Source organism: Bacillus sp. FSL P2-0069 (assembly GCF_038593315.1).
Classification (GTDB): domain Bacteria; phylum Bacillota; class Bacilli; order Bacillales; family Bacillaceae; genus Bacillus; species Bacillus safensis.
In genome coordinates, this window is record NZ_CP151984.1 from 2,274,270 (window position 1) to 2,297,307 (window position 23,038).

The 23,038-nt window shown below is 41.6% G+C and carries 27 protein-coding genes; 4 read left to right on the forward strand and 23 right to left on the reverse strand.

What is annotated here, in order from left to right; genetic code table 11:
* The 7 genes from grpE to gpr all read right to left on the reverse strand — a co-directional run bounded on the left by grpE (nucleotide 1) and on the right by gpr (nucleotide 7,705).
* The gene (gene grpE / locus NSQ34_RS11605) at nucleotides 1-558 is read right to left on the reverse strand and encodes a nucleotide exchange factor GrpE (protein ID WP_024423035.1); all 558 of its coding nucleotides are present in this window, start codon (nucleotides 556-558) and stop codon (nucleotides 1-3) included.
* A gap of 63 nt (nucleotides 559-621) precedes the next feature.
* Nucleotides 622-1,653 carry a heat-inducible transcriptional repressor HrcA gene (gene hrcA, locus NSQ34_RS11610; RefSeq protein WP_003217350.1) on the reverse strand — a complete coding sequence of 344 codons (1,032 nt, stop codon included), beginning with the start codon at nucleotides 1,651-1,653 and terminating at the stop codon, nucleotides 622-624.
* 81 nt (nucleotides 1,654-1,734) lie between these two features.
* Nucleotides 1,735-2,874 (reverse strand): radical SAM family heme chaperone HemW, encoded by a 1,140-nt coding sequence (hemW, locus tag NSQ34_RS11615; protein ID WP_098676954.1) that lies wholly within the window; start codon nucleotides 2,872-2,874, stop codon nucleotides 1,735-1,737.
* A gap of 114 nt (nucleotides 2,875-2,988) precedes the next feature.
* Complete coding sequence (gene lepA / locus NSQ34_RS11620; RefSeq protein WP_024423038.1) at nucleotides 2,989-4,827, reverse strand: translation elongation factor 4; 1,839 nt, start codon at nucleotides 4,825-4,827, stop codon at nucleotides 2,989-2,991.
* A gap of 141 nt (nucleotides 4,828-4,968) precedes the next feature.
* Nucleotides 4,969-5,301, reverse strand: coding sequence for a YqxA family protein (locus NSQ34_RS11625; RefSeq protein ID WP_024427951.1), 333 nt, complete (start codon nucleotides 5,299-5,301; stop codon nucleotides 4,969-4,971).
* Between the two features lie 13 nt (nucleotides 5,302-5,314).
* The gene (locus tag NSQ34_RS11630) at nucleotides 5,315-6,523 is read right to left on the reverse strand and encodes a stage II sporulation protein P (protein ID WP_025092944.1); all 1,209 of its coding nucleotides are present in this window, start codon (nucleotides 6,521-6,523) and stop codon (nucleotides 5,315-5,317) included.
* 66 nt (nucleotides 6,524-6,589) lie between these two features.
* Nucleotides 6,590-7,705, reverse strand: coding sequence for a GPR endopeptidase (gene gpr / locus NSQ34_RS11635; protein WP_024423041.1), 1,116 nt, complete (start codon nucleotides 7,703-7,705; stop codon nucleotides 6,590-6,592).
* A 198-nt stretch (nucleotides 7,706-7,903) separates the two neighbouring features.
* Between gpr and rpsT the strand changes: the two genes are divergently transcribed.
* On the forward strand, nucleotides 7,904-8,170 hold the full coding sequence (gene rpsT, locus NSQ34_RS11640; protein WP_024423042.1) for a 30S ribosomal protein S20: 267 nt from the start codon (nucleotides 7,904-7,906) through the stop codon (nucleotides 8,168-8,170).
* 134 nt (nucleotides 8,171-8,304) lie between these two features.
* On the opposite strand, the gene holA is transcribed toward rpsT, so the two are convergent.
* Nucleotides 8,305-9,324, reverse strand: a complete 1,020-nt coding sequence (gene holA / locus NSQ34_RS11645) for a DNA polymerase III subunit delta (RefSeq protein WP_034280095.1) — start codon at nucleotides 9,322-9,324, stop codon at nucleotides 8,305-8,307.
* Nucleotides 9,325-9,560: 236 nt separating this feature from the next.
* On the opposite strand from holA, the gene NSQ34_RS11650 reads away from it, so the two are divergent.
* Nucleotides 9,561-9,695 (forward strand): YqzM family protein, encoded by a 135-nt coding sequence (locus NSQ34_RS11650; RefSeq protein ID WP_012010638.1) that lies wholly within the window; start codon nucleotides 9,561-9,563, stop codon nucleotides 9,693-9,695.
* A gap of 39 nt (nucleotides 9,696-9,734) precedes the next feature.
* Here NSQ34_RS11650 and NSQ34_RS11655 read toward each other — a convergent pair whose 3' ends face one another.
* From NSQ34_RS11655 to NSQ34_RS11665, 3 genes are all read right to left on the reverse strand, one after another.
* Nucleotides 9,735-12,062 carry a DNA internalization-related competence protein ComEC/Rec2 gene (locus NSQ34_RS11655; protein WP_342501086.1) on the reverse strand — a complete coding sequence of 776 codons (2,328 nt, stop codon included), beginning with the start codon at nucleotides 12,060-12,062 and terminating at the stop codon, nucleotides 9,735-9,737.
* Nucleotides 12,055-12,624 carry a ComE operon protein 2 gene (locus NSQ34_RS11660; protein WP_024423045.1) on the reverse strand — a complete coding sequence of 190 codons (570 nt, stop codon included), beginning with the start codon at nucleotides 12,622-12,624 and terminating at the stop codon, nucleotides 12,055-12,057. Before NSQ34_RS11660 ends, NSQ34_RS11655 begins: the two co-directional genes overlap by 8 nt.
* A 65-nt stretch (nucleotides 12,625-12,689) precedes the next feature.
* Nucleotides 12,690-13,319, reverse strand: a complete 630-nt coding sequence (locus NSQ34_RS11665; protein WP_087975787.1) for a helix-hairpin-helix domain-containing protein — start codon at nucleotides 13,317-13,319, stop codon at nucleotides 12,690-12,692.
* A gap of 90 nt (nucleotides 13,320-13,409) precedes the next feature.
* Here NSQ34_RS11665 and comER point away from each other — a divergent pair, with 90 nt between their 5' ends.
* The gene (gene comER / locus NSQ34_RS11670; RefSeq protein WP_268456480.1) at nucleotides 13,410-14,258 is read left to right on the forward strand and encodes a late competence protein ComER; all 849 of its coding nucleotides are present in this window, start codon (nucleotides 13,410-13,412) and stop codon (nucleotides 14,256-14,258) included.
* Nucleotides 14,259-14,306: 48 nt separating this feature from the next.
* Here the strand turns inward: comER and NSQ34_RS11675 are convergent, their stop codons facing one another.
* From NSQ34_RS11675 to NSQ34_RS11710, 8 genes are read right to left on the reverse strand one after another with little or no spacing between them, the layout of a single operon-like run.
* Complete coding sequence (locus tag NSQ34_RS11675) at nucleotides 14,307-15,050, reverse strand: class I SAM-dependent methyltransferase (RefSeq protein ID WP_268456481.1); 744 nt, start codon at nucleotides 15,048-15,050, stop codon at nucleotides 14,307-14,309.
* Nucleotides 15,047-15,403 carry a ribosome silencing factor gene (gene rsfS, locus NSQ34_RS11680; protein ID WP_003217467.1) on the reverse strand — a complete coding sequence of 119 codons (357 nt, stop codon included), beginning with the start codon at nucleotides 15,401-15,403 and terminating at the stop codon, nucleotides 15,047-15,049. Before rsfS ends, NSQ34_RS11675 begins: the two co-directional genes overlap by 4 nt.
* A 13-nt stretch (nucleotides 15,404-15,416) precedes the next feature.
* Complete coding sequence (yqeK, locus tag NSQ34_RS11685; RefSeq protein ID WP_087975784.1) at nucleotides 15,417-15,980, reverse strand: bis(5'-nucleosyl)-tetraphosphatase (symmetrical) YqeK; 564 nt, start codon at nucleotides 15,978-15,980, stop codon at nucleotides 15,417-15,419.
* Nucleotides 15,970-16,539, reverse strand: coding sequence for a nicotinate-nucleotide adenylyltransferase (locus tag NSQ34_RS11690; RefSeq protein WP_197203007.1), 570 nt, complete (start codon nucleotides 16,537-16,539; stop codon nucleotides 15,970-15,972). Before NSQ34_RS11690 ends, yqeK begins: the two co-directional genes overlap by 11 nt.
* A 13-nt stretch (nucleotides 16,540-16,552) precedes the next feature.
* A complete protein-coding gene (yhbY, locus tag NSQ34_RS11695; protein ID WP_008342507.1) occupies nucleotides 16,553-16,843 on the reverse strand; it encodes a ribosome assembly RNA-binding protein YhbY in 291 nt (96 codons plus the stop codon).
* Nucleotides 16,837-17,679, reverse strand: a complete 843-nt coding sequence (aroE, locus tag NSQ34_RS11700; RefSeq protein WP_076840442.1) for a shikimate dehydrogenase — start codon at nucleotides 17,677-17,679, stop codon at nucleotides 16,837-16,839. Before aroE ends, yhbY begins: the two co-directional genes overlap by 7 nt.
* A 21-nt stretch (nucleotides 17,680-17,700) precedes the next feature.
* Entirely contained in the window at nucleotides 17,701-18,801 is a 1,101-nt protein-coding gene (yqeH, locus tag NSQ34_RS11705) for a ribosome biogenesis GTPase YqeH (RefSeq protein WP_176966975.1), read from the reverse strand.
* 2 nt (nucleotides 18,802-18,803) lie between these two features.
* Nucleotides 18,804-19,325 carry a YqeG family HAD IIIA-type phosphatase gene (locus NSQ34_RS11710; RefSeq protein WP_008356191.1) on the reverse strand — a complete coding sequence of 174 codons (522 nt, stop codon included), beginning with the start codon at nucleotides 19,323-19,325 and terminating at the stop codon, nucleotides 18,804-18,806.
* A gap of 361 nt (nucleotides 19,326-19,686) precedes the next feature.
* Here NSQ34_RS11710 and NSQ34_RS11715 point away from each other — a divergent pair, with 361 nt between their 5' ends.
* Nucleotides 19,687-19,827, forward strand: a complete 141-nt coding sequence (locus NSQ34_RS11715; RefSeq protein ID WP_003217327.1) for a sporulation histidine kinase inhibitor Sda — start codon at nucleotides 19,687-19,689, stop codon at nucleotides 19,825-19,827.
* Nucleotides 19,828-19,962: 135 nt separating this feature from the next.
* Here the strand turns inward: NSQ34_RS11715 and NSQ34_RS11720 are convergent, their stop codons facing one another.
* From NSQ34_RS11720 to NSQ34_RS11735, 4 genes are all read right to left on the reverse strand, one after another.
* Nucleotides 19,963-20,112: a hypothetical protein gene (locus NSQ34_RS11720; protein WP_162842499.1), complete on the reverse strand. Its 150-nt coding sequence runs from the start codon at nucleotides 20,110-20,112 to the stop codon at nucleotides 19,963-19,965.
* A 78-nt stretch (nucleotides 20,113-20,190) separates the two neighbouring features.
* Complete coding sequence (locus NSQ34_RS11725; RefSeq protein WP_024423053.1) at nucleotides 20,191-20,919, reverse strand: GDSL-type esterase/lipase family protein; 729 nt, start codon at nucleotides 20,917-20,919, stop codon at nucleotides 20,191-20,193.
* A gap of 84 nt (nucleotides 20,920-21,003) precedes the next feature.
* On the reverse strand, nucleotides 21,004-21,744 hold the full coding sequence (locus NSQ34_RS11730; protein WP_076840440.1) for a polysaccharide deacetylase family protein: 741 nt from the start codon (nucleotides 21,742-21,744) through the stop codon (nucleotides 21,004-21,006).
* Between the two features lie 169 nt (nucleotides 21,745-21,913).
* Nucleotides 21,914-23,035, reverse strand: coding sequence for a tetratricopeptide repeat protein (locus NSQ34_RS11735; RefSeq protein ID WP_041086294.1), 1,122 nt, complete (start codon nucleotides 23,033-23,035; stop codon nucleotides 21,914-21,916).
* Nucleotides 23,036-23,038: the final 3 nt, after the last annotated feature.

A 23,038-nucleotide genomic window follows, 5' to 3' on the forward strand; every position in this document is an offset into this window, starting at 1 on the left:
TTATTGATTTACTTTTACCATTGATGGACGAATAACTCGGTCTTTGAGTTTATAGCCCTTTTGCAATTCTTCTACAACGATATTTGAATCGTAGTTTTCATCTTCAACTTGCATGACGGCTTGATGAAGGTTTGGATCGAACTCTTTGCCGACAGCTTCAATTGGTTCAACGCCTTCATTTTTCAACGCTTCTACCAGCTGGCGGTAAACCATTTGCATTCCTTCTAACAAACTTTTCGTCTGCTCATTGTCTGGATCAATTCCAAGCGCTCTTTCAAAGTTATCAAGAGCTGGGAGAAGATCACTGACAACATGTTGAGAACGATATTTTTGCACGGTCTCCACTTCAGTTCGAGCACGGCGTTTATAGTTTTCAAAATCTGCTTGAACACGCAGAATTTTGTTTTCTTTTTCATCTAGAAGCTGCTGCAATTCATCGATTTTTTCTTGGAAGGCAGACTGTTCATCATTTGTTACTTCCTCAGTATCTGCTTGAACTGCTTCTTCTTGTGCTTCAACCTCTGCTTCTTGCTCAGGTGTCTGTTTTTCTTCTGACATTGTGTTCACCTCCCTCAAAAGATTCAAAAATACGAAGGGGCTGTGCCCCTATCTTTTATCACCCTACTCATCATACAAATTGGAAAGTGCGTTTGACAAGTCTTTTGATACATGATGCAAGAGACTGACAACCCTGCCATAATCCATACGGGTTGGACCAATGACGGCAATGGAGCCGAGTGATTTTTGATCAATCGAATAAGTAGCTGTGATTAAGCTGCAGTTCTCCATCGCTTCCAAATTGTTTTCTGAACCGATTTTAATGGTGATTCCTTGCTGATTTGGATGAAACAGCTGCATGACATCATTCTTTTGCTCAATAAGCATCATGAGTGAACGGATGCGGTCAATGTCATGAAACTCCGGCTGATTCAACATATTAATCTTCCCGCCAAAGAAAAGTTTTGATTCATTTTGAGTCGATGTAAATGTATTGCCGAGGGCATCTAAAATATGATCATAATCTTTTAAATGCGTACGAAGAAGCATCACAACTTCTTTATACATTCTGTCCTTCAGCTGATCCATCGGGACTCCGGCTAGGCGGCTGTTTAAAATATTCATCAGCTTCTCAATATCGGAGACATCGAGATGCTCAGAGAAGGTAATGGTTTTGTTTTCAACATGTCCGCTGTCTGTAATCATGATCGCCACTGCTTTGTTTGGCTGAACAGGGACAAGCTGAATTTGCTTTAATCGATTTTCACTTAGCTTTGGACCAAGCACAATCGATGTATAGTTTGTGAGATCTGATAAAATTTCCGCCGATTTTTGAACTGTCTTTTCCAGCTCAAAAATTTTCTCCTGAAAGGCCGACTGGATGAGCACAAGCTCTTTAGACGACAGTTTTCGCGGAGAGAGCAAATGATCTACATAATAACGATATCCTTTTTCGGAAGGAATTCTTCCTGATGAAGAATGGGTCTTTTCAATAAAACCAAGTTCCTCCAAATCAGCCATTTCGTTTCTAATCGTCGCAGAGCTGAATGTAATGTCTTCTTTTTTAGAAAGAGTCCTTGATCCAACTGGCTGCGCCGAACGAATAAAGTCATTAATGATGACTTGCAGAATCAAAAGCTGACGATTTGTTAACATCATCATCACCCCTGTTAGCACTCTCTTTCAACGAGTGCTAATTGTATAAACAAAATTACCAAACTCAAATTAAAATGTCAATTATAACTCACCGAGAAACGCTTGAAATACTTCATTGCCTAACAATTTTCCTTTTCTTGTTAAACGTATCCCCTTGTCATCTTTTACAATGAGGCCTTTTTCTTCTAAATCTTCAAGAACAGTGGAAAAAAGTGCTTCTGGTGCAGCACCATATTTTGCTTGGAAATCAGCGCTTTTCACCCCTTCGATTTTTCGAAGACCTAAAAACATTTCTTCTTCTATTTGCTCTGCTTTTGTGACCTGATGTGTTTCCTTATACGGGAACCCTGTTTGGTCAATCAGCTCCAAATAATGTTTCACCGGCCCTGCGTTCACATTTCGGATGCCATCTACATACCCGTGTGCGCCTGCACCAAAACCGAAGTAATCTTCATTGCTCCAATAGGTCAGGTTATGCTGGCTTTCAAAGCCAGGTTTGGCGTAATTGCTAATTTCGTACTGCTTTAATCCATGGCGCTCCATTTCATCCATCACAAGCTCATACATTTCAGCCTCACGTTCTTGCGGCGGTAAATGAAGTTTTCCTTTTTGCATTAAGTTATAAAAAACGGTTTTCGGCTCGACGATGAGTGAGTAAACCGAATAATGCTCTGCCCCCAGCGAGAAAGCCGTCTCAAGTGAATTCATCACATGATGCTTTTCTTGATGCGGCAAGCCAAACATAAGATCGAGGCTAATATTGTCAAATCCAACCGCTCTAGCTCGCTCAAAGGATGTAAGGACATCCTTCTTTTGATGAACTCGTCCAATTTTCTTGAGCAAATCGTCTTCAAAGGTTTGAACGCCAAAGCTCAGCCGATTCACGCCGGCTGCTTTAAGCACATGCAGTTTCTCAAGCGATAATTCATCTGGGTTTGCTTCTACTGCAAATTCAATCAGTTTTTTTGTCGGCTTTAATACGCTGTGAATGCTGTTCATGAGCTTGTCTAGCTGACTGACAGTCAGTGATGTCGGGGTTCCCCCGCCAATAAAAATTGTCTTTAGTTCCTGTTCGCCTTTTTGCTCGATCGTGTGCTGCATCTCTTTCTCAAGAGCCGCTAAGTATTCGTCGACTGGCTGCGTTTTGATGAAAAATTTATTGAAATCACAATAGTGGCAAATATGCTCACAAAATGGAATGTGAATGTATGCTGCTTTCATTAGATGACACCTTCTTTACAGGTAAAGAGCCGCAGTTTATCGCTGCGGCGTCTTTGTTTGTTATCGACTATAAACGTCAAGGCAGACATTGTAAAGCAGGTAGCCTTGAGGATGTTATTTTTTTGGTGTGCTGTCGTCCATCTTCAGCACAGCCATAAATGCTTCTTGTGGGACTTCAACAGAGCCCACTTGCTTCATGCGCTTTTTCCCTTCTTTTTGCTTCTCAAGAAGCTTTCTTTTCCGGGAAATGTCTCCACCATAACATTTAGCAAGTACGTTTTTACGCATCGCTTTAATGGTGGAACGTGCAACGATTTTTTGACCGATTGCTGCTTGAACCGGCACTTCAAAGTGCTGGCGTGGAATCAGTTCTTTTAGCTTTTCTACGATGATCTTGCCTCGTTCATATGCATAATCGCGGTGAACAATAAAGGAAAGGGCATCGATTTTTTCGCCATTCAGCATGATATCCATCTTCACCAGCGTCGAAGGACGATAGCCAATCAGCTCATAATCAAAGGACGCATAGCCTTTTGTGTTGGACTTTAGCTGATCAAAGAATTCGTATACGATCTCTGCCAAAGGAATTTCGTACACAATGCTCACGCGGTTCGCATCAAGATACTGCATATCAATGAAATTCCCGCGCTTTCCTTGGCAAAGCTCCATCACAGAGCCTACATAGTCATTCGGCACCATCATTGTTGCTTTTACATACGGTTCTTCAATTCGCTCAATCTTTTGCGGATCAGGCAGATTGGACGGGTTATCTACGACAATTTTTTCTCCATCTGTCATATATACATCATAAATAACACTTGGCGCTGTCGTAATCAGATCAATTTTAAATTCACGTTCAATCCGTTCCTGGATGATTTCCATATGAAGCATTCCAAGGAAGCCGCAGCGGAAACCGAAGCCAAGTGCTTGGGATGTCTCTGCCTCATATTGAAGTGAAGAATCATTTAATTCAAGCTTTTCTAACGCTTCACGTAAGTCGTTGTATTTCGCTGTATCAATTGGATAAAGTCCGCAGTATACCATTGGGTTTAGCTTTCTGTATCCTGGAAGTGCTTCTTTCGCAGGGTTTTCCGCGCTTGTGATCGTATCCCCTACACGTGTATCACCGACATTTTTAATCGCAGCGGTTAAGTAGCCAACATCTCCAACGGTGAGTTCGTCTGTTGGCATGGCTTTTGGTGTGAAAACGCCAACTTCAAGTACTTCAAATTCTTTCCCCGTCGCCATCATTTTAATTTTCTGACCAGGTCTGACGGTTCCTTCGACAATTCGTATGTACGCAATAACGCCGCGATACGCATCGTAAAGAGAATCAAAAATAAGGGCTTGAAGTGGTGCTTCTGGATCTCCAGCGGGAGCCGGCACCTTTTCAACGATTTGTTCTAAAATATCCTCGATTCCAATACCCGCCTTAGCAGAGGTGAGAACAGCTTCAGACGCATCCAACCCGATGACATCTTCAATTTCTTCTCTTACACGCTCAGGCTCTGCACTTGGCAGATCGATTTTGTTGATAATCGGAAGAATTTCTAAGTTGTTATCAAGAGCTAAATAAACGTTCGCAAGTGTCTGTGCTTCAATTCCTTGTGCTGCATCTACTACAAGAATCGCACCCTCACAGGCAGCTAGGCTTCGAGATACCTCATAGGTGAAGTCGACATGCCCTGGAGTATCAATCAGGTGCATGATATATTCTTCCCCATCCTTCGCCTTATACTTCAGCTGGACAGAGTTTAATTTAATCGTTATGCCGCGTTCACGCTCTAAATCCATGGAATCAAGCAATTGTTCTTTCATTTCCCGTTGAGTAATCGCCGCTGTTTTTTCCAAAATACGGTCTGCCAATGTGGATTTCCCATGGTCAATATGGGCGATAATGGAGAAATTTCGAATTCTTGATTGCCGCTCTAATCGTTTTTCTTTATCTGTCACAATCTATCACTCCTACTATAAAACGCGGGTTGCGCTAGGTTAGATTATATCAATAGGGCTGTAAAGATTCAATCGAAATCAAGAAAAGCCGCTTATCAGTCAGCGGCTTTGATTAAAAGGGTGATATCTCATGAAATTCGTTTATTTCCCATTCACCCAATCATAAAGAGAACGGGCTGCATGTGTCATGCCATCAGACAGGGCTTTTCCTGCTTTGGAAAAGGCATTAAAGCCCTCTATTTCCTCCAGCTGTTTTTGTTTTTCGGCAAGATCCTTTTCTGTAACAGCAGTTCCTAAGATAGAAGCTTCCTTTTCTTCATCGTCGTTCATTTGAATGGAGAAAGCTCCTTTTAATTGCGGATCATGGTAGCCCTTCATTTGCAGCATGCCATTATTCGCTTGCTGCATTCCTAAAAAGACACCAAACAGCAAGACCAATCCTAAAATAATGGTTTTTCCAATAAATGAGCCCATCCCCGTCACCACCTTAAGAGCGTTTTTTCTCATCCTTTGCTTTGCCGTCCACCTTTTCCGCGTCCCAGAAAATGTCGCTGAATACATCAGCTGCCGCATTGGATGCATTTCTTAATTCTTCCATATTATTATCTACTCCGCCAAATTCTAAAAGAAGGGCTTTGTCGGATAAATCTTGATTATAGATTCCATTATCGCCAATTTCTCCTTTGGCAAACACACCGACACTAAGACCTTTATATTTTTTCTCCATCAAATGGTGGAACTCTGTCGCAAGCTTTAAGTTTTTCTCATAGCTTTGATTCTTCTTCCCAACAACAAACGCAATTCTCGCATATTTTTTCCCTTTGATTTCGACAGTCGTATCTTTCTTTCTTCTTGAGTCCCGGTGAATATCAATTAAATAATCGAGGTCATCATTTTTCGCTAAGGCTTCTTTCACGACCAATCTTGATTCATTATAAGACTGCGGATATTTTAATCCTTTTTTCACGAGTCTTTTCTCAATTTCCGTTTTGTCGACTGTATTGCCGATTCCTTGCTGATCAAGCGCCTTTCCAAACATGTCGCCAACAAGGGTGACATTCACTTTTGAGTGCCGTGCATTATTTGGATTCGTTTCTCCTTTTAAAAATGGTAAATATGATTCCGTATTATGTGTGTGGTAAATGTACACAGCTTTTCGTTTTCCTGTTGACCGGTCCGGTTCTTTGGCAGGCTTTTTCGGCGTATCATCATCGAGCTTGTCCAGCTCAGCCAAATTTGCTTCTTTTTCATCTTGGATCACTTCACTAGGCGGCGGCGATTCCATTGGCATATTGGTATAGTCTGTTCCTTCACCCGCTAAGATGATTTTTGTATCAAAATGTTCAAAGCCTGGGAGCTCTCTTCCTAGGAAACTGCGCGGGTCTTCTAAATTAATACTGGTTGCAAGCTTCAGTGACAGCCCAGAGAAATGAAATCCTTTTTGATCTTCTGGAACTGCTGAGGCGAAATATTGGTTTTCCATGCCCATTAATGTGGCAAAAAATGCGCCAGAGAGCTCATCTGCTACACCATATAACGAGGCTTGTGGCCTCAGCTCGGGTTTTAAAGAGGTCAAAGCCCCTGACATCACAAACACCACAACAAGAGAGGCAATAAATAAGAAGATGCTTTTTACTACTTTCGTTCCATTAATCGCAACGACCAACTGTCGAGGACGGCGGGGTCTTTTTTTCATGATTTACTCCCTCCAGCACGCTTTCTAGTAATTACACTATGAGCGAGCTAGAGAAAGTAGAACCGATTAATGATTATATGAACCCATATTATCTTGAGTGATTTTTTGATGAAGCGCTGTGTTTAATCCGTTGGCAAGTACGTTTGCCATATCATCAATGAATGTATCGACTTCCTTAGGCGTGACCATTAAATTTTGTCCCAGGGGCGCAAGCACTTCGTGGATCAGCTGCCTTTTTTCTTCTTCAGGAAGGGTGCCTACGATGCCTAAGAATGACTGACGCGTTTCTTCATCTGGCAAGTCTTCTTCGTTAAGTACTTTTTTCTTCCCGAATGTCAAACCAGCCGGCACAAGAGAGCGGGATGGTCTATCATCTTTTAGTTCTCTACCAAAATGCTTTAAGACATAATCAATTGTGTCACTTGCAATGGTTACTGCATCCACCACTGTCGGAACGCCAATCGCAATCACTGGAATTCCCAATGTTTCTTTGCTTAATTCTTTTCGCTTATTCCCTACACCAGAGCCGGGATGGATACCTGTATCAGAAATTTGAATGGTTGTATTCACTCGTTCCACCGCACGAGCAGCAAGGGCATCGACCGCGATGACAAAATCAGGCTTAGACCGCTCGATCACGCCTTGGATAATGTCACTTGTTTCAATACCGGTCAGTCCCATCACACCAGGTGACAAAGAAGAAACCGGGCGATAGCCTTCCTGAACATTTTCCGGCTGCAATTCAAAGAGATGGCGGGTTACAAGCAGGTTTTCAACTGTGAGAGGACCTAGTGCATCTGGCGTAACATTCCAGTTTCCCAGCCCTACTACAAGGCAGCTTGCATCAGCCTGAATGCCTCGGTCTTTTAAAAACTGAGCAAAATGATGGGCAAAGACTTCAACGACTTTTTCTTGCATCTCAGAGTCTTTCTCCCGAATGCCTTGTGCCTCAAACGTCAAGTATGTCCCTGCCTTTTTGCCGGTCAGCTCCTCCCCTTCTTTCGTGATTTCCACAGTACGTATGCGGATGCCTTGCTCTTCTTTTTCCTTTTCGACAATCCCTTGGATCCCGTCCTTTTTGACGACATTCGGATCGTTCTCTTGTTCTAGTATCTCTTTTGTTTCAACAGCGAGGTCTGTCCGGATTTGATAAACGCTTAAATCAAGTTTCTGTTTCTCCATAAAAAGACTCCTTCCACCAAGTAATTAACAGTAGTCTTTCCATCTCTTGAAAGAAACATTCGAGTACGTCATCAATGAAAAATACTTTACATTTATATTGCATTCTAAAGGTGTGTTTGATAGAATACAATTTGTTCTATTGTGAAGATTTAACCTTAAGACAATTGTGTTTAGGTTGTATCTTAGGAGGTGAAACACATGCCAAATATTAAATCAGCGATCAAACGTACAAAAACGAATAACGAACGCCGTGCACATAACGTAACAATCAAGTCTGCGATGCGTACTGCGATTAAACAAGTTGAAGTTTCTGTAGCTAACAACGATGCTGAGCAAGCAAAAGCTGCTCTTGCTTCTGCTGCAAAACGCATTGACAAAGCCGTTAAAACTGGTCTTGTACACAAAAACGCAGCTGCGCGTTACAAATCAAGACTTGCTAAACAAGTAAACGGACTTTCTGCATAATGCTTGCAACGCCTCAGTGATGAGGCACCTGTTTAACTGTACGTCCGTCCTGACCGGCCGAGCCTTAAGGACAGACTGGCAATTATACATCTAAACAAAAACGACCCTCTTTTTAGAAGGTCGTTTTTTTATGTTCAAGCGCCTAACAAACGAAGCAGGAACAATTCTAACAGCAGCTGCTTGTCCTTTTTACCGGTTTTCATTTCATAATCAATCGTTGAAAGCTCTTTGACGATCTGCTTGAGCTCTTCTTCTGAAAACAGTCTTGCCTGATCCATCGCAAGTTTGACCCGAAACGGATGGACTTTTAGATTTGAAGCAATTTGTTTTTGTCCATATCCTTGCTGAGCGAAGTACTTCGTCTGCAAAATCAATCGAAATTGAGTTGAAATGAGTGCTAATATTTTAATGGGTTCCTCATTTTGCTTCAGCAGGTCATAAAACATCTGCATGGCCTCAGAGCGGCGTCTGTTTACGATTTGATTAATCAGCTCGAAAATATTTTGCTCTAAGCTTCTTGCAACGAGCTGATTGACATCTGCTAACTCAATTTCTTCCCGCTCTCCAATATATGTACTTAGCTTTCGAACCTCTTGGAATAGAGAGGAGAGACTTCCGCCGCATAGCATCACAAGCTGCTCAGCCGCTTCGGATGTAATCGTCTTTCCTTCTGTCTTCACCAGTGTGATGGTGAAATCAGTTGTTTCTTTTGGGTTTAACTCTTTCGCCTCAACGACAGCAGCTTTCTTTTTTAGCAATTTGGTGATTTTCTTACGCTCATCCAGCTTTTCATATGGTGCCAATAACACGAGAATGGTATAGGGCGCTGGCTTTTCTAAATAAGCTTCTAATACAGAAAGCTCATGCTCAATCTTTTCCTTTTTCTTTTCAGCAGTAAGAAAATAAGGATTCTTGATCACGACGAGACGTCTTTCTCCCATAAACGGAAATGTTTCTGCATCCGTCACAGCCTGTTCAAGCGGCACTTCTTCCATATCGAAGACGGAGTAATTAAAATCCTTCGTTTCTTCCTCTACTACAGCTTGTCTCAATTTAGCAGCGGTTTCTTGCAGTAAATATGTTTCTTTCCCATATAAGCAATAAACGGGATGGATATCCCCTCGTTTTAAATTATTCCATACATCAAAGACCATCAATTGACTCCCTCTCTTTCACTTCCTCCTCTATCCTAAAGTGTGTGAAGACATTAGTAAAGAGGAAGCTGAAAGTGCCGCCTCCTCATTTATAGTAAACGTCCGGCGCAAGCTCCCGGGTCAGCCTGCTGTCAGACGATATTCATAAAATGATCATAAAATGGAAAACGGTTACTTTACCTTCTAGCAATTCCAAATGAGTTCAAGTATACTAAAATTAGCCAGGAGGGATGAAAATGAATGAATTTGAAAAAAATGTTCAAAGCAAGCGGAATGATGTGACCGACTCAGCCGTTGGTTTTATCGTCACATTCGGATTTTTCGCCTCAATGTTTATTTTGGCAACCATTATACACCTCGTTGGATCTTAACTTCATGAAGGTTACATGACTGCCGTTTTGGCAGTTTTTTTATTGATTTTGTAAGATATCATATGGAGGATGAGTGTAAAACGTTCCTTGCTCATCGAGAAATTCATACGTCACGCTCCCATCGATATCTGTCCGATACACTTTCATTTGTTGATCCTTTAATTTTTTCAATACTTCCTGATGTGGATGCTGATAACGATTGCGTTCACCTGCTGAAATGAGTGCATGTGAGGGCTTGAGATGCTGAAGCCATTCTTCGCTTGTTGACCCTTTACTCCCGTGATGTCCAACCTTTAAGATATCTGCCCGCAGATGAGGAAAGGCTTCTATCATGTCTCGCTCCCCTTCTTGTTCAAGATCTCCAGTGAGCATAAACCGCTTCCCGCCTAGAGTAAATGTCAAAACGAGTGAATCATTATTCTTAGTTGTTACAAGATCACCCGATGGATGAAGGACCTTAAATATTTGCTCTCCAATCTGAAGCTGATCTCCTCTCTCTAATTCATCAATCATGATCCCTTGATCAGCTGCTTCTTTTAACAGCTCCGCATCCTCTGGACTCCGTGCAAAGCCTTTCGGAATAGCCAGCCGCTTTACTTTATTTCGTTTGATTAAACGAGCTGCTTCTCCCATATGGTCTTGATCCGCATGTGTAAGAATAAGGACATCTAGTTTCGCTATACCTTTAGAGTGCAGAAACGGGATCAGCGTTTGATCACCGATCGTAGACACTTTCCGTCTTTTTTTCCACGGTTCTTCTTCAAAAGAAAGTCTGCCTCCTGTATCCACAAGCAAGTGCCCTTTTCGATAGGGCAGCTGAATAAACAAACTATCCCCCTGTCCTACATCCAGCATCGTCACTTCCCCTTTTTCGAAAAAATTCGGGGTGAAATAGTGTGTACTCAAGACACCAATAAGAAAAAGGATCGGCAGTGCATAGGATTTCACAGAAGTTTTGCACTCCATCACAAATAACAGAACAATTAAGGCGCTCACCTCAAGAAGAATATGCCACCAAGCAGACTTCATAAAAATCAAGTTGAATTCATCAAAAACAGCCATATAGGCTGACAATTGATGACTAAGCTGAATCACCGAATCAAGCAACTGAAACAATGTTTGTCCAAGCGGAAGATAAATGGTAGTGAGAATAAAAAAGAGTAAGGATAGCGGCATAACGACCGTCGTATATAAAGGAACAAATATCATGTTCAAAGGTACGCTCAGTAAAGAGAATTGATGAAAATGATATAAAAGAACAGGAAGTGAAGCAAGCTGTGCAATAAAGGAAATCAGGAATAATTGCATGACTGAACTTTTTGCTTTTGATAAAATCCTAGTCGATAACAAAATAAAAAACGTGACCACGAATGAAAGCTGAAATCCAATATCAAATAAATAAAGAGGATGAATTGCTAGTAAGAGTAAAAACGTTGCACTTAATACCACAGCAGAAGGCTGTTTCATTTCTTTTGGTAGACTAGTCATCACTAAATAGATTCCTGCCATGAGACAAGCTCTTAAAACAGATGGTGCAGCACCTGTCAAACAAGCATAAATAGGAAGAAAGCATAATAGAAGAATACGTGCTGTCTCTCTTGTCACGCCCGCACGAAGGAGGCACCAAAATAAACACGCAAGAAGCGTTTGTACATGCAATCCTGAGATCGCTAGTAAATGAATAATGCCAAGCATTTGATAATCTCTTAATGTGTCAGGGTCTATCAACTCACGATCACCAAAAATAAGTGCCTGTACAATGCCAACAGAGTGTTTAGGCACATGATCTTCTAAAAATTTCAAACCCTTTTGCCTTATCACTTGAAGATAATAGGGAGAACTGTCTTTTTTTGTACAGTTTTTGATCGACTGTGGCAGAAAAATGGCGTCAATGCCTTTTGATTTTAAAAATTGATCGTATTGAAACCCGTTAGGAATGGTTGCGTGCTTTGCTGGACGAACATCACCTGTCATGTGACAGCTCATACCAGGTTCTATCTCTTTTAATGCCTCTTTTTCACGCTCTGTTTGAATTGTATAAAAAGTGGCTAGTTGTTCATGTGCTGTTGAAACAGTCGCTGAAAAACGATTGCCATCTGTTTTCGGAATACTTTCAATCACAACGGAACCAGATAGGAATTTTTCTAGTACGGGTTGATCTGTTTCAAGAGACTCATGAATCATAAAAATGAGTATATAGACAGCACCGCATAGGCTGACCATTAAAAAGAGCTGAGGCATTTTTTTCAGTAGGCTGAGAAGTAATATGATGAGAAGAAAGAGAAGGAAATACATATGAAGATGATATGCAGCCAGAGCAATTCCAACAGCTGCTGAAATTGCCCCAAACGGCAAATATTTAAACATAGGAAGTAAATAATTGATTCGCCTTCTCATGCATATCGCGAATTTCTGTTTCGCTAAGTCCTGATTCACTCAGCTTCCCAATTAAATCTGCAACAAAGGCCAATTTTTCTTGATTTTTTAAGTCGATGATCATTTCATCTAATTCAACTTGCTCTGTTTGAACACCCGCCTGCTCGAATAAATCAATGGCATATGGATGATTTTTATAATCCTTTGCATAGTACACTGTTCGTATGCCCGCTTGAATGATGGCTTTACAGCACTGTAAACAAGGAAAATGTGTGACATATATTTCAGCATCAGCTGTAGGTGCACCAAATTTGGCACATTGTAAAATAGCATTCATTTCCGCATGGATGGTGCGAACACAGTGATGATCAATGACATAGCACCCTACATCCGCACAATGCACATCACCGGCAATGGAGCCATTGTACCCCCCTGCTATGATGCGCTTGTCCCTTACGATGGTCGCCCCAACAGCTAACCGCTCACAGGTGCTTCGTAAAGCAAGCAAATGGCTTTGTGCCATAAAATATTGATTCCATGAAATTCTTTCCACGAGCTGATCCCTCCAGAATGATGGTTGATATTAAGTGTACATGCCTTTCTTCTCTAACGTCAATTCTACTTCACGGTCAATTGACTTTTCAGCCGTTCAATCGTCTTTTCCCCAAAACCTGAAATGTTCCGCAAGTCTTCAATTTGTTGAAATTCTCCGTGTTCCTCTCTATACGTAATGATAGCTTCGGCTTTAGCTGGTCCTATGCCGTTAATGGTTTGCAATTCGGCTGCATCGGCCTGATTGACATTCACACCCTCACTCTTTTCAACGCCCGTTGATGCGTCAGCTGATGCTGTTTGCGTCTCTCTTTCCGCTTCCCCCTGCTTCCGAACATAAATCATCATACTATCCTCTAATTTAGCTGCTTGGTTGATTTCAATCGAGTCTGCTTTGCTGGTAAAGCCTCCTGCCCTTTGAATCGCTTCCTCTACCCGAGCATCAGATTGAAACGTATAAACACCTGGCTTCCTTACAGCTCCTTTGACCTCTACAAAAATCGTCGATGGCTCTTTTTCTGTCTTTTCTTGTTTGTCTTCTAATGTGACTTGTATGTCTTTATTTTCCTTCAATACACTTGGCTCTTTGCTGCCCTCTCCTCTTCCAGTGAAAAAGAAGAAACTGAAGATGATCACGACTATGAGTCCAGCGGCGATATAAAGACTGTATTTTTTTAATGAAATGAATCGTTTCACTTACTCACGCTTCTTTCAATCATATTTTTCTACTGCTCAACATACTGTTTAGAAGATAACAGATCCTATGCGTCTAAGGAGGGAGAACGTTTGAATATAGGGTTAATCGGTACAGGAAACATGGGTACCATACTTACTGAGGCATTTATTGAATCAAAGGCAGTCAATCCCTCATCGATCACCATTACAAACCGAACCATTGAAAAAGCGTTCAATATAAAAAAGAACCATCCAGAGCTTGAAGTAACGAAACAGCTTTCAGGGGCTGTCACGAATAAAGATTTCATTTTTGTTTGTGTCAAACCACTTGATATTTATCCACTTTTAAAAGAGCTGAGCCCTCTTTTAACGGAGCAGCAAACCGTTGTCATCATTACAAGTCCGGTTCATCCTGAACAGCTTCAGGATATCGTTCCTTGTCAAACAGCCAGGCTGATTCCAAGCATTACAAACCGCGCTTTATCAGGCGCATCACTTTTAACTTTTGGTTCATCATGCAATGCCGGGACAAAAACTGCGTTAAGACAGTTAGCTTCGTGCATTTCAACACCTATCGAGATCCATCATTCAATTACAAGAGCGGCTTCCGATATTGTCAGCTGCGGACCTGCTTTTATCAGTTTTCTCGTTCAGAAAATGATTGAAGCAGCCGTAGAAGAAACGGATATTTCTAAAGAAGAAGCCACCACCTTATCAGAGGATATGCTTGTTGGTCTTGGCCGTTTGATTGAAAAAAGAGTCTATACCCTTCCGACACTGCAAGACAAAGTATGTGTGAAAGGCGGCGTCACTGGTGAAGGCATTAAAGCACTTGAAGCAGGTGTGCAAGATATGTTTCACCTTCTCTTTCAAAATACCCATAAAAAATTCGATGAAGATCTAGAAGCAGTTGCGCATCAATATCCGCCAAGTGTGTTCACTGATGATCGCAGAAATTAATCACCTTTGCAATAAGCGAAAAAAGGGTTTTAAAAAACCATCGTTCTATTAAACGATGGTTTTTGGTTTCTTAGCTGAGATGAAATATCTTTCGGCGAATTCACCGGGGGCTTCATTTGTAAAATCAGCAGTCACTTCTATTTGTTCAAAGCCAGCGGACTCAAGGAACGCTGCATATACTTCAAATGGAAATGTGCGCTGTTCATGTGTCTCATCATAACGCTGATACATGTCTCCGTCTTTTACAAAAAAGCTTAAATCATGTATGACCGAATACATGTCATCCCCTTTATCACTCTGCCAAATATAGCTGATCTCTTCATCTTGATCTGCATAAGTCGAACCTGGGAATACCTCTTCCATTTTATAAGGCGTATGAACATCAAAAAGTAAAACCCCATCTGCCTCTAAAAGCTGAAACATGTTTTTAAAGGTTTTTTTGACGTCATTTTCGTTTTTTAAGTAATTCAAGGAATCACAGCAAATAACGGCTGCCTGGAAGGCTTGTTCAAAGCCCGTAACCTCTCTCATATCTTGATGTAAAAATTGAATCGACTGCTTTTTCGCCTGCGCTTTTTGCTGCGCAAAGGCCAGCATTTCTTCACTGAGGTCAATTCCTGTGACCTTGTGGCCCTTTTCAGCTAATCGAAGAGAAATCTCTCCAGTTCCACAGCCTACATCGATGATGGCAGCATTCGGCTTCATATACTGCTGGATCCACTGAACCCATTCATCATAAGGTGCATGTGTCATGAGCTCGTCATACACACCTGCAAACCCTTGATAAATCATGAGTTAATGCCAAGTGAAAGCGTTTCTCTCGGCGCATCTCCCCATAGCTTTTCTAGATTGTAGTATCCTCTTTCTTCTTTGTGGAACACATGGGCAATGACATCACCTAGGTCAATCAATACCCATCTTGCTTCATCAAAGCCTTCCATCTTCTTCACTTCGATTCCGCTTTCCTCTGCAAGATGTTTTACTTCTCTTGCAATGGCTTGCACTTGTTTATCAGAATTCCCGTGACAAATGAGAAAATAATCTGCAACAAGTGAGATTCCTTGCATATTAAGGGCAATAATATCCTCAGCCCGTTTATCATCGCATGCTCCTGCTGCGACGTTTAAAATTGATGATGAATCCATCCAAAATTCCTCCTTAGTTGTTCTTATGCACAAGCGAGTTGTAAGTAGCAAGCGTATCTGGAAAGACTGGCTGATTCTTTTTCATTAGAAAACTGATGGTGTTTTTTAATGATTGGATCAGTGCACGATCTAGATCATTTTCTGCTAACTCCCTTACTTCTTCGACACCAGGGAAATGACGTCCTGGTTCAATATAATCTGCGACATAAATGACTTTTTCAAGTAAAGTCATGTCTGGTCTGCCGGAAGTATGAAATTCAATAGCTGTTAACACATCTTGATCGTCAATTCCAGCTTCTTTTTTGACCAAATAGGCACCAACCGGGGCGTGCCAAAGCTCGGGCGAATATTCAAGCAATAAAGGGTTCATCTGTTCTTTTTGGATAATCCCCTTCATTTCTTCTTTTGGCCTAAATTTCGCATAATCATGAAAAATAGCGGCGATCTCTGCTTTTTTCACATCTGCACCGAACCGTTCCGCTAATGAAATGGCTGTCTCCATGACTCCGAGTGTATGTGTATATCTATGCTCTGTTAACTGCTCTTTGACACAGTTCAATGCTTCTTCACGATTCATATAAATGATGCTCCTTTATATAACGCTCAACAGCTTTCGGAATCAAATAATCGACAGGGTTCCCCTGCTCTATTCGCTGCCTAATCAATGTCGATGATACATCAAAAGCTGGAACATCTGCAAACAAAAGAGGATATCCCGTACTTCCAACGTAACCCGGCCTTTTCATCCCAATAAAGGTGATCATTTGAAGCAAATCATCGATCCGGTGCCATTTTGGCAAATACTCGACCATGTCCGCTCCTATCATAAAAAAGAACTGATCTTCTGGATGACGCTTCTTTAACAGATCGACTGTATCTACCGTATAAGACGGACCCTCCCGCTCCATTTCAATGAGCTCGAGCCGAAAATATGGATTTGATTGAATCGCCGCCTCCACCATTTTTATCCGGTGATGACTATCTGCTCGTTTCCGTCCAGTTTTATGAGGAGGCATATGGTTTGGGATAAACCAAATTTCATCAAGCCCCACTTGAATTCGCACTTCACTTGCCATCAGCAAATGCCCGTTATGGGGAGGATCAAACGTACCGCCGAACAACCCTATTTTTTTCATATCGTATCCACCTTTACGGCAGCTTAATTTGTTTATTTTCCTTAGATTCTTTGTAAAGGACAATCACATTTCCGATCGTTTGAACGAGTTCAGCCTTTGCACCTTTGACAAGTGCTTTCGCAACTTCCGTTTTGTCCTCGTCGCAATTTTGCAATACGCTGACCTTTAACAGTTCTCTTGCTTCAAGCGCCTCGGAAATTTGCTTGACCATATTGTCATTTACCCCGCCTTTTCCAACTTGAAAAATAGGTGATAAATGATGTGCTTGTGCACGTAAAAAACGTTTTTGCTTACCTTTTAACATGGTGTTCCTCCTAATTTCTCTATGACAATTGACTTCATTTTTCCGGCATCAGGCGTAATGCCTGTCCACAGTTCAAAGGCTCTTACTGCTTGTCCAACAAACATGCCAACCCCATCCACTGTTTTCAAGCCTAAACCTGCTGCTTCACTGAGCAGTTTTGTTTCTATTGGATTATACACAATATCACAAACGACCGCTGTTTTTTTTGCGTTCGCTAAAGAAATCGGGGTTTCTTCAACATTCGGATACATGCCGATCGAGGTCGTATGGATGATGACATCATATTCCCCAAGCCGCTCTTCTGCTGCATTTAATGTGATTGCTTGAGATGTGATTTTTCCCTCTGCACTTTCAATTAAAGCTTCAGCTTTTTCAATGGTGCGGTTCGTAATATCAAAGCTCTTCGGTGCATACTGAGCAATTGTCGTATAAATCGCTCTTGCCGCTCCGCCAGCACCAATCAAGAGAAATGACAGCTCTGATAACGGCTGATCCAAGGCTTCAAGCAATGAATGAAGAAAGCCTTCTCCATCTGTATTGTATCCAACGAGCTGATCCCCTTCGAGCCGCACCGTATTGACGGCACCGAGGCGTTCAGCCGTCACATCAATTTTGTCAAGGTACTTCATGATTTCTACCTTGTGCGGAACAGTGACGTTAATGCCGCTGATTCCTAATGCCTTCATGCCGCTAATCGCATCTTTCAGGTCATCATTTTCTACTTGAAAGCCATGATAATGTCCATCAATTCCAGCGTCCTTTAGTGCTGCATTATGAATATCCGGAGACATTGAGTGGCCAACAGGGTTACCGATTACTCCGTATAAAGGTTTCAAGGTCTCTCCCCCTTTTAACATTTAAATTAACGAACGTCTCATAAACACATGAACGCCTTTTGGCGCATAAACTTTGACTTGCTTGCCCGCATCATTTGCAGTAACCCAGCCTAAACCTGAAAAGACGATGTCCATTTTTGGCTGATCAATGGTAAAAGTATGCGGAACGAGCGGCGGGAAATCTTCCATTCCCTCTTTTGATGGCGGTGACAGCAGTTCCCCTGCATGTTTTTCATATAAATCATCTGCGTTCTCCAGCTTTGTCCGGTGAATGTTCAGCTCATTTGGCATATAGCAGACAAATGATGTTCTGCCGCCTTTTACGTAATCAAATCGAGCCAGTCCGCCAAAATAAAGCGTTTGTGCTTCGTTTAATTGGAACGTTCTCGGTTTCAATTCTTTTTTCGGCGTTAAAATCTTTAAGTCATTTTTGCTGACATAGTGCGCCATTTGATGGCGGTTGATGATGCCCGGCGTATCGAATAAAGCAGACCCGTCATCAAGCGGGATTTCAATCGCATCAAGTGTAGTACCTGGATATTGGGATGTAGTAATGACGTTCTCTTCGCCAGATACTTCTTTGATGATTCGATTGATAAATGTTGATTTTCCAACATTCGTACAGCCGACGACATAGACATTTCTTCCCTCGCGGTAATGATCGATCGCTTCCATCACCTCAGGCACACCCTGGCCTCTGCTTGCACTGATCAAGAAAACATCGATAGGGTTTAATCCGTTTTCCTTTGCTTCCCGTTCCATCCAATGAATCAGACGATCTTTTTTCACGGATTTCGGTAAAATATCCACTTTGTTGCCGACAAGTAAAATCGGATTACCGCCGACAATACGGCTCAGCCCGTTGATCCAGCTTCCGTTAAAGTCAAAAATATCAACGACCTTCACAATGAGAGAATTTGTCTCTCCAATGCTGTGCAATATATTTAAAAAGTCGTCTTCTGTTAAAGAAACATCTTGAATCTCATTGTAGTTCTTTAACCTAAAACAGCGCTGACAGATCACATCTTCTTTCAATAGAGATGCTGCCGGCGCATATCCTAATTGATCTTTATCTTCCGTCTGAATGGCTACACCGCAGCCAATACAAACAACCTTTTCCATTATTACTCTTCCTCCCACTGAATGTGGCCCTTACGCTTTAAGGCTCCTAAAATTCTGCGTTCAATCTGCCTGTTAAACTTTGTGAAAAATCCGTCCGAGGCAGCAACAGGAACGACCAAAATCGTATGGAAGCCATGACGATTCCCGCCAAGAACATCTGTCATGAGCTGATCCCCAATGACAACCACATCTTCTTTTTTCAACTGCATATCAGCGACTGCCTTATTAAAGGCTCTTCCCATAGGCTTTCTCGCTTTATAAATAAACGGGATATGAACCGGTTCAGAAAAAAGCTTGACCCTTTTTTCATTATTGTTCGATACAATCGTCACTTGTATCCCGTGATCTTTCATTTCTTGAAACCATTCAATTAAGCGCGGTGTCGCACTTGGACGGTCCCATTCTACTAGTGTGTTATCTAGATCGGTAATAATTCCTTTTACATTTCGTTCTTTTAATTTTTGCGGTGAAATGTGGAAAATACTTTTCACAAATTCATCCGGTAAGAAATACTTCTTTAGCACAATTTGCACCCTTTCTTCCATTGGTTTTCAGCGATTGTGTCGAATCAAATCACAATTTGTCTGTCTATCGAATACAATGAAAAAGTTTTCGACATATGACGAGGACCTTCAACAGGTGTGGATAATTTTACACACATTATCCACCTATATTTCATCACGCTTTCATTCAATTATAAACACTCTACCCACAAGTTATCCACTTAACCATGTGGATAACAGAACGATTGTTCTTGTTTCCCATTCATGGTAGATTAAAGGTACTTCAAAGACAGTCGATCAACCTATGATGATATGTCTTTTCCTCAAATTTTATGCCAACTTTTTCAGGGGAGGTGTTTTTCCCATCATATGGGTTTCTAGTATGAAAAAGCTGTCAGATGATTTACTTATAGAATCGTATTATAAAGCAAATGAAATGAACTTAAATCGCGACTTCATTGAATTAATTGAGACAGAAATGAAAAGACGTTCGCTCGGGCATATGCTCTCTGTTTCCTCTTAATTCCATATCACAGGAACCATGCCTCCCGAGCACTCTCCTTTTTTAAACTCAGGTGACTGATATTATATCACTTGCGCTATAGGCTTACTACTATTTTCCGTAAAAAACACCCCTTCTGATGAAAGAAGAGGTGTCTTAATTGCAAGGCTGTTCATTCCAAAACCATAACCCTCCGCCTACGACTAAAATGACCACAAGGAACACAACAAGAAAAGCGTAACCGATTCCTGCTCCTTGTGCTGGATAAGGCGAACACGCAGGGTAAGGATAAGGACATCCCCACATATCAGTTACCTCCTTCTAGGAAGATATACTGTTAGACTATGCTGGATGGATGGTCTTGTTTAGGCAGATGGCCATCATTTAAAAATGTTTGATGACGTCACGCTCTTTGATTTCGTTATAAATAATTCTCGCCCCTTTTGGTGTCATATGATTGCCAGAAGGGTCGATCAAGCCAGACTGAATCAGGGCATGATCACTATCTTCTCCAGCTTCTCGGATGAAAGCTTTCCAGTTGTCGACAAGCGGCACCTGCTCATCCTTCGCTACTTCTCTTGTGATATCATTATAAGAGTTTTGCCAGGCTCTTGCCCCGCCTCTCCCGGCAAAATAAGATGACTTATATCTGGAGTAATAATACAAGCCCTTTTTCCCGCCTTCTACAACAGGCACACAGGTCATGAGAATCGGGGTAATGCCTTCTTTTCTACTTTCAGAAATGAAGTAGGTTAAATTTTCTTTAAACCGTTTTTTCGTCACTCGGGGATGTTTCCCGTCTAAAATCGCCGCATCATTCGTACCGAACATGATGAGGACGTAAGTTGGTTTCTGTTTTAAAATATCCTGCTCAAAGCGAAGTTTCGCGTCTTCAGTCGTCTGCCCGCCAATGCCTGCATTCTTCACTTGAATTTGGCCGCGCTCGACGTTTTTCATGAGATTCACCCATTTTTCAGATGTTGGATAATCTCGAAAGTCCCAGTTTGATCCTCTTGTATTGCTGTCACCAAATGCAATGACGCTTTCTTGTACTGGCTTTGAGCATCCAGCAGCAACACATAATAGGATGAAAAGGAAAACATATTTCTTCACAACATTCACCTCCAAAAGCCCTCTTCATATAGTAAACGACAAGACTTTTGGTTTCAATGAATGAATGTTTTTGACGAATGCTGTCTATTGCAGCTGAACAGGCATATATGCTTTATCATGGTGCAGCAGTTCACTTACTTTTACAAATTCATAGCCCCTCTTCTTCAACTCAGGAATCACTTGTTTCAATGCTTCTACCGTTTGCTTGCGATTTCCTCCGCCATCATGTAAAAGGATGATATCGCCGCCTTGAATATGATCAATGATTCGGCTTGCAATTTTACGTGCGCCTGGTCTTGACCAGTCCTTCGGATCTTGCGTAAAGGACCACATGACCACATCGTACCCTTGCTTTGATAGAATGCGGAATGATTTCATTGTTAAGCGTCCACCAGGAGGGCGAAATAATAAGGGACCGCCAGGCTGGAGTGAAGCGATATGAGCCGCTGATTCTTTTAATTCCCGCTTGATCTCCTTTGACGACAAAAGGTCAAAATACGTATGATTCATCGTATGATTGCCGAGTTCATTCCCTTCGTCCACAATCCGTTCTGCGATCATTGGATATGTATGAATTCGGCTCCCTATCACAAAAAAGCTTGCATTCACTTGATGCTCCTTCAGCACATCCAATATTTGATTTGTATACACTGGATGAGGTCCATCATCAAAGGTGATCGCAATCTTTTTCCGTTCCGCTCTCACATCCCAAAAGGCACGTCCCGTTTTTTCAAGATCCACTCGTTTTAATGTACGTGCCTCTATTTTATTAGGAATAATAGCACATAGCAGCCATATACACATCAAGATATGCAGCCCTCTCATTCGACCGCCTCCTCCACCGAACATCATTACCGATAAATTGCCCGCTTTCTCATCAATTCATGCAAGCTTCATGGTGATATCCGGCTTCTTTTTCAAATAAAAAAAGCCGGCCATATTGGCCCGCTCTTTGTTTCACGTTTGGTTTCTCTCTTCAACTGTCGAACGTTGCTTAGAATTCATACAGACACTCTCCTTCTTGGATTTGATTTTGAGCCCATAATAATTTCTGATAATACTGGTTGGACTTTTTGTATTGTTGAGAGGCTTCTAAGGCTGTCGCAATTTCTAGTGAGATATCCTCTATATAAGAGTATAGGCTAAGTTTTTCCAAATAATCAATGGTTTTTTGTAGTTGGTCTTCATTGATTTCCTGAACATATAAAGCATCCAGATACTCAAACATATGACAGAACAGCTGGTCTTCATGCTTCTTTGCGGCCAATTTCCCAGCTTCTAATATGCGCAGGGCATCCGCCTGTTCATTCTGTCTAAAAAGCAGCTTCGCCAGCGTATAGAGCGTATGCGGAAGCGTTGGGAGCAGCTCTTTGCGGGCAAGATCAGCGGATTCCGTTAAATATCGTTCCGCTTCCTCTCTATAGCCAAGCTCGCCATAACATTTTCCTAAATTATAGAGCGCTGAACTGTATATGCGCGGGTGATCAATTTGAGATGCGAGCTGTTTTGCCTTTTTTAAATGAGGCAGTGCCCGGTCTTTTCGTTTTAAATCTTGATAATTTCCTGAGATGACAAAGAGACATTGAATGATGCGAATGGTATACGCATCATGCTGATCGTATATTTCCAGCGCCTTTAAAATATGGTGCATGGAGACATGTGTTTGTTTCATTATATAGTAGGCTTCTGCCACTTTAAAATGAAACTCTGCCTGCTCAATATCATCAAATACCATAGACAGCTGCTTTTCTGCGACTCGATAATATTTGACGGCTTCTAAATATTCTTTTTGACTAAATTCATGCATGCCACGAAAAAATGCATGGTAATAATGCAGCATATCAGATAACTCATGGTTGGAATTTTCGATTTTATCGACTAGATTAGATACTGAGAAAGGTTGATATTTTGAAGGGTGTATATAGTCAAGCATGATTTGGTGCCGAAAACACATGAGCTGATAATAAATCAGTAAATGCTGGTCCTCTTCCATCTGTTCAATTTCCGCTTCAACTTCCGCTTTCAAGATTTCCGCATCTGGAACACTGAACTGCCGTATCATTCGATACCATTCATTAATTTTCATACCTACATGTGAAGATAGAACCTTCCCCATGTT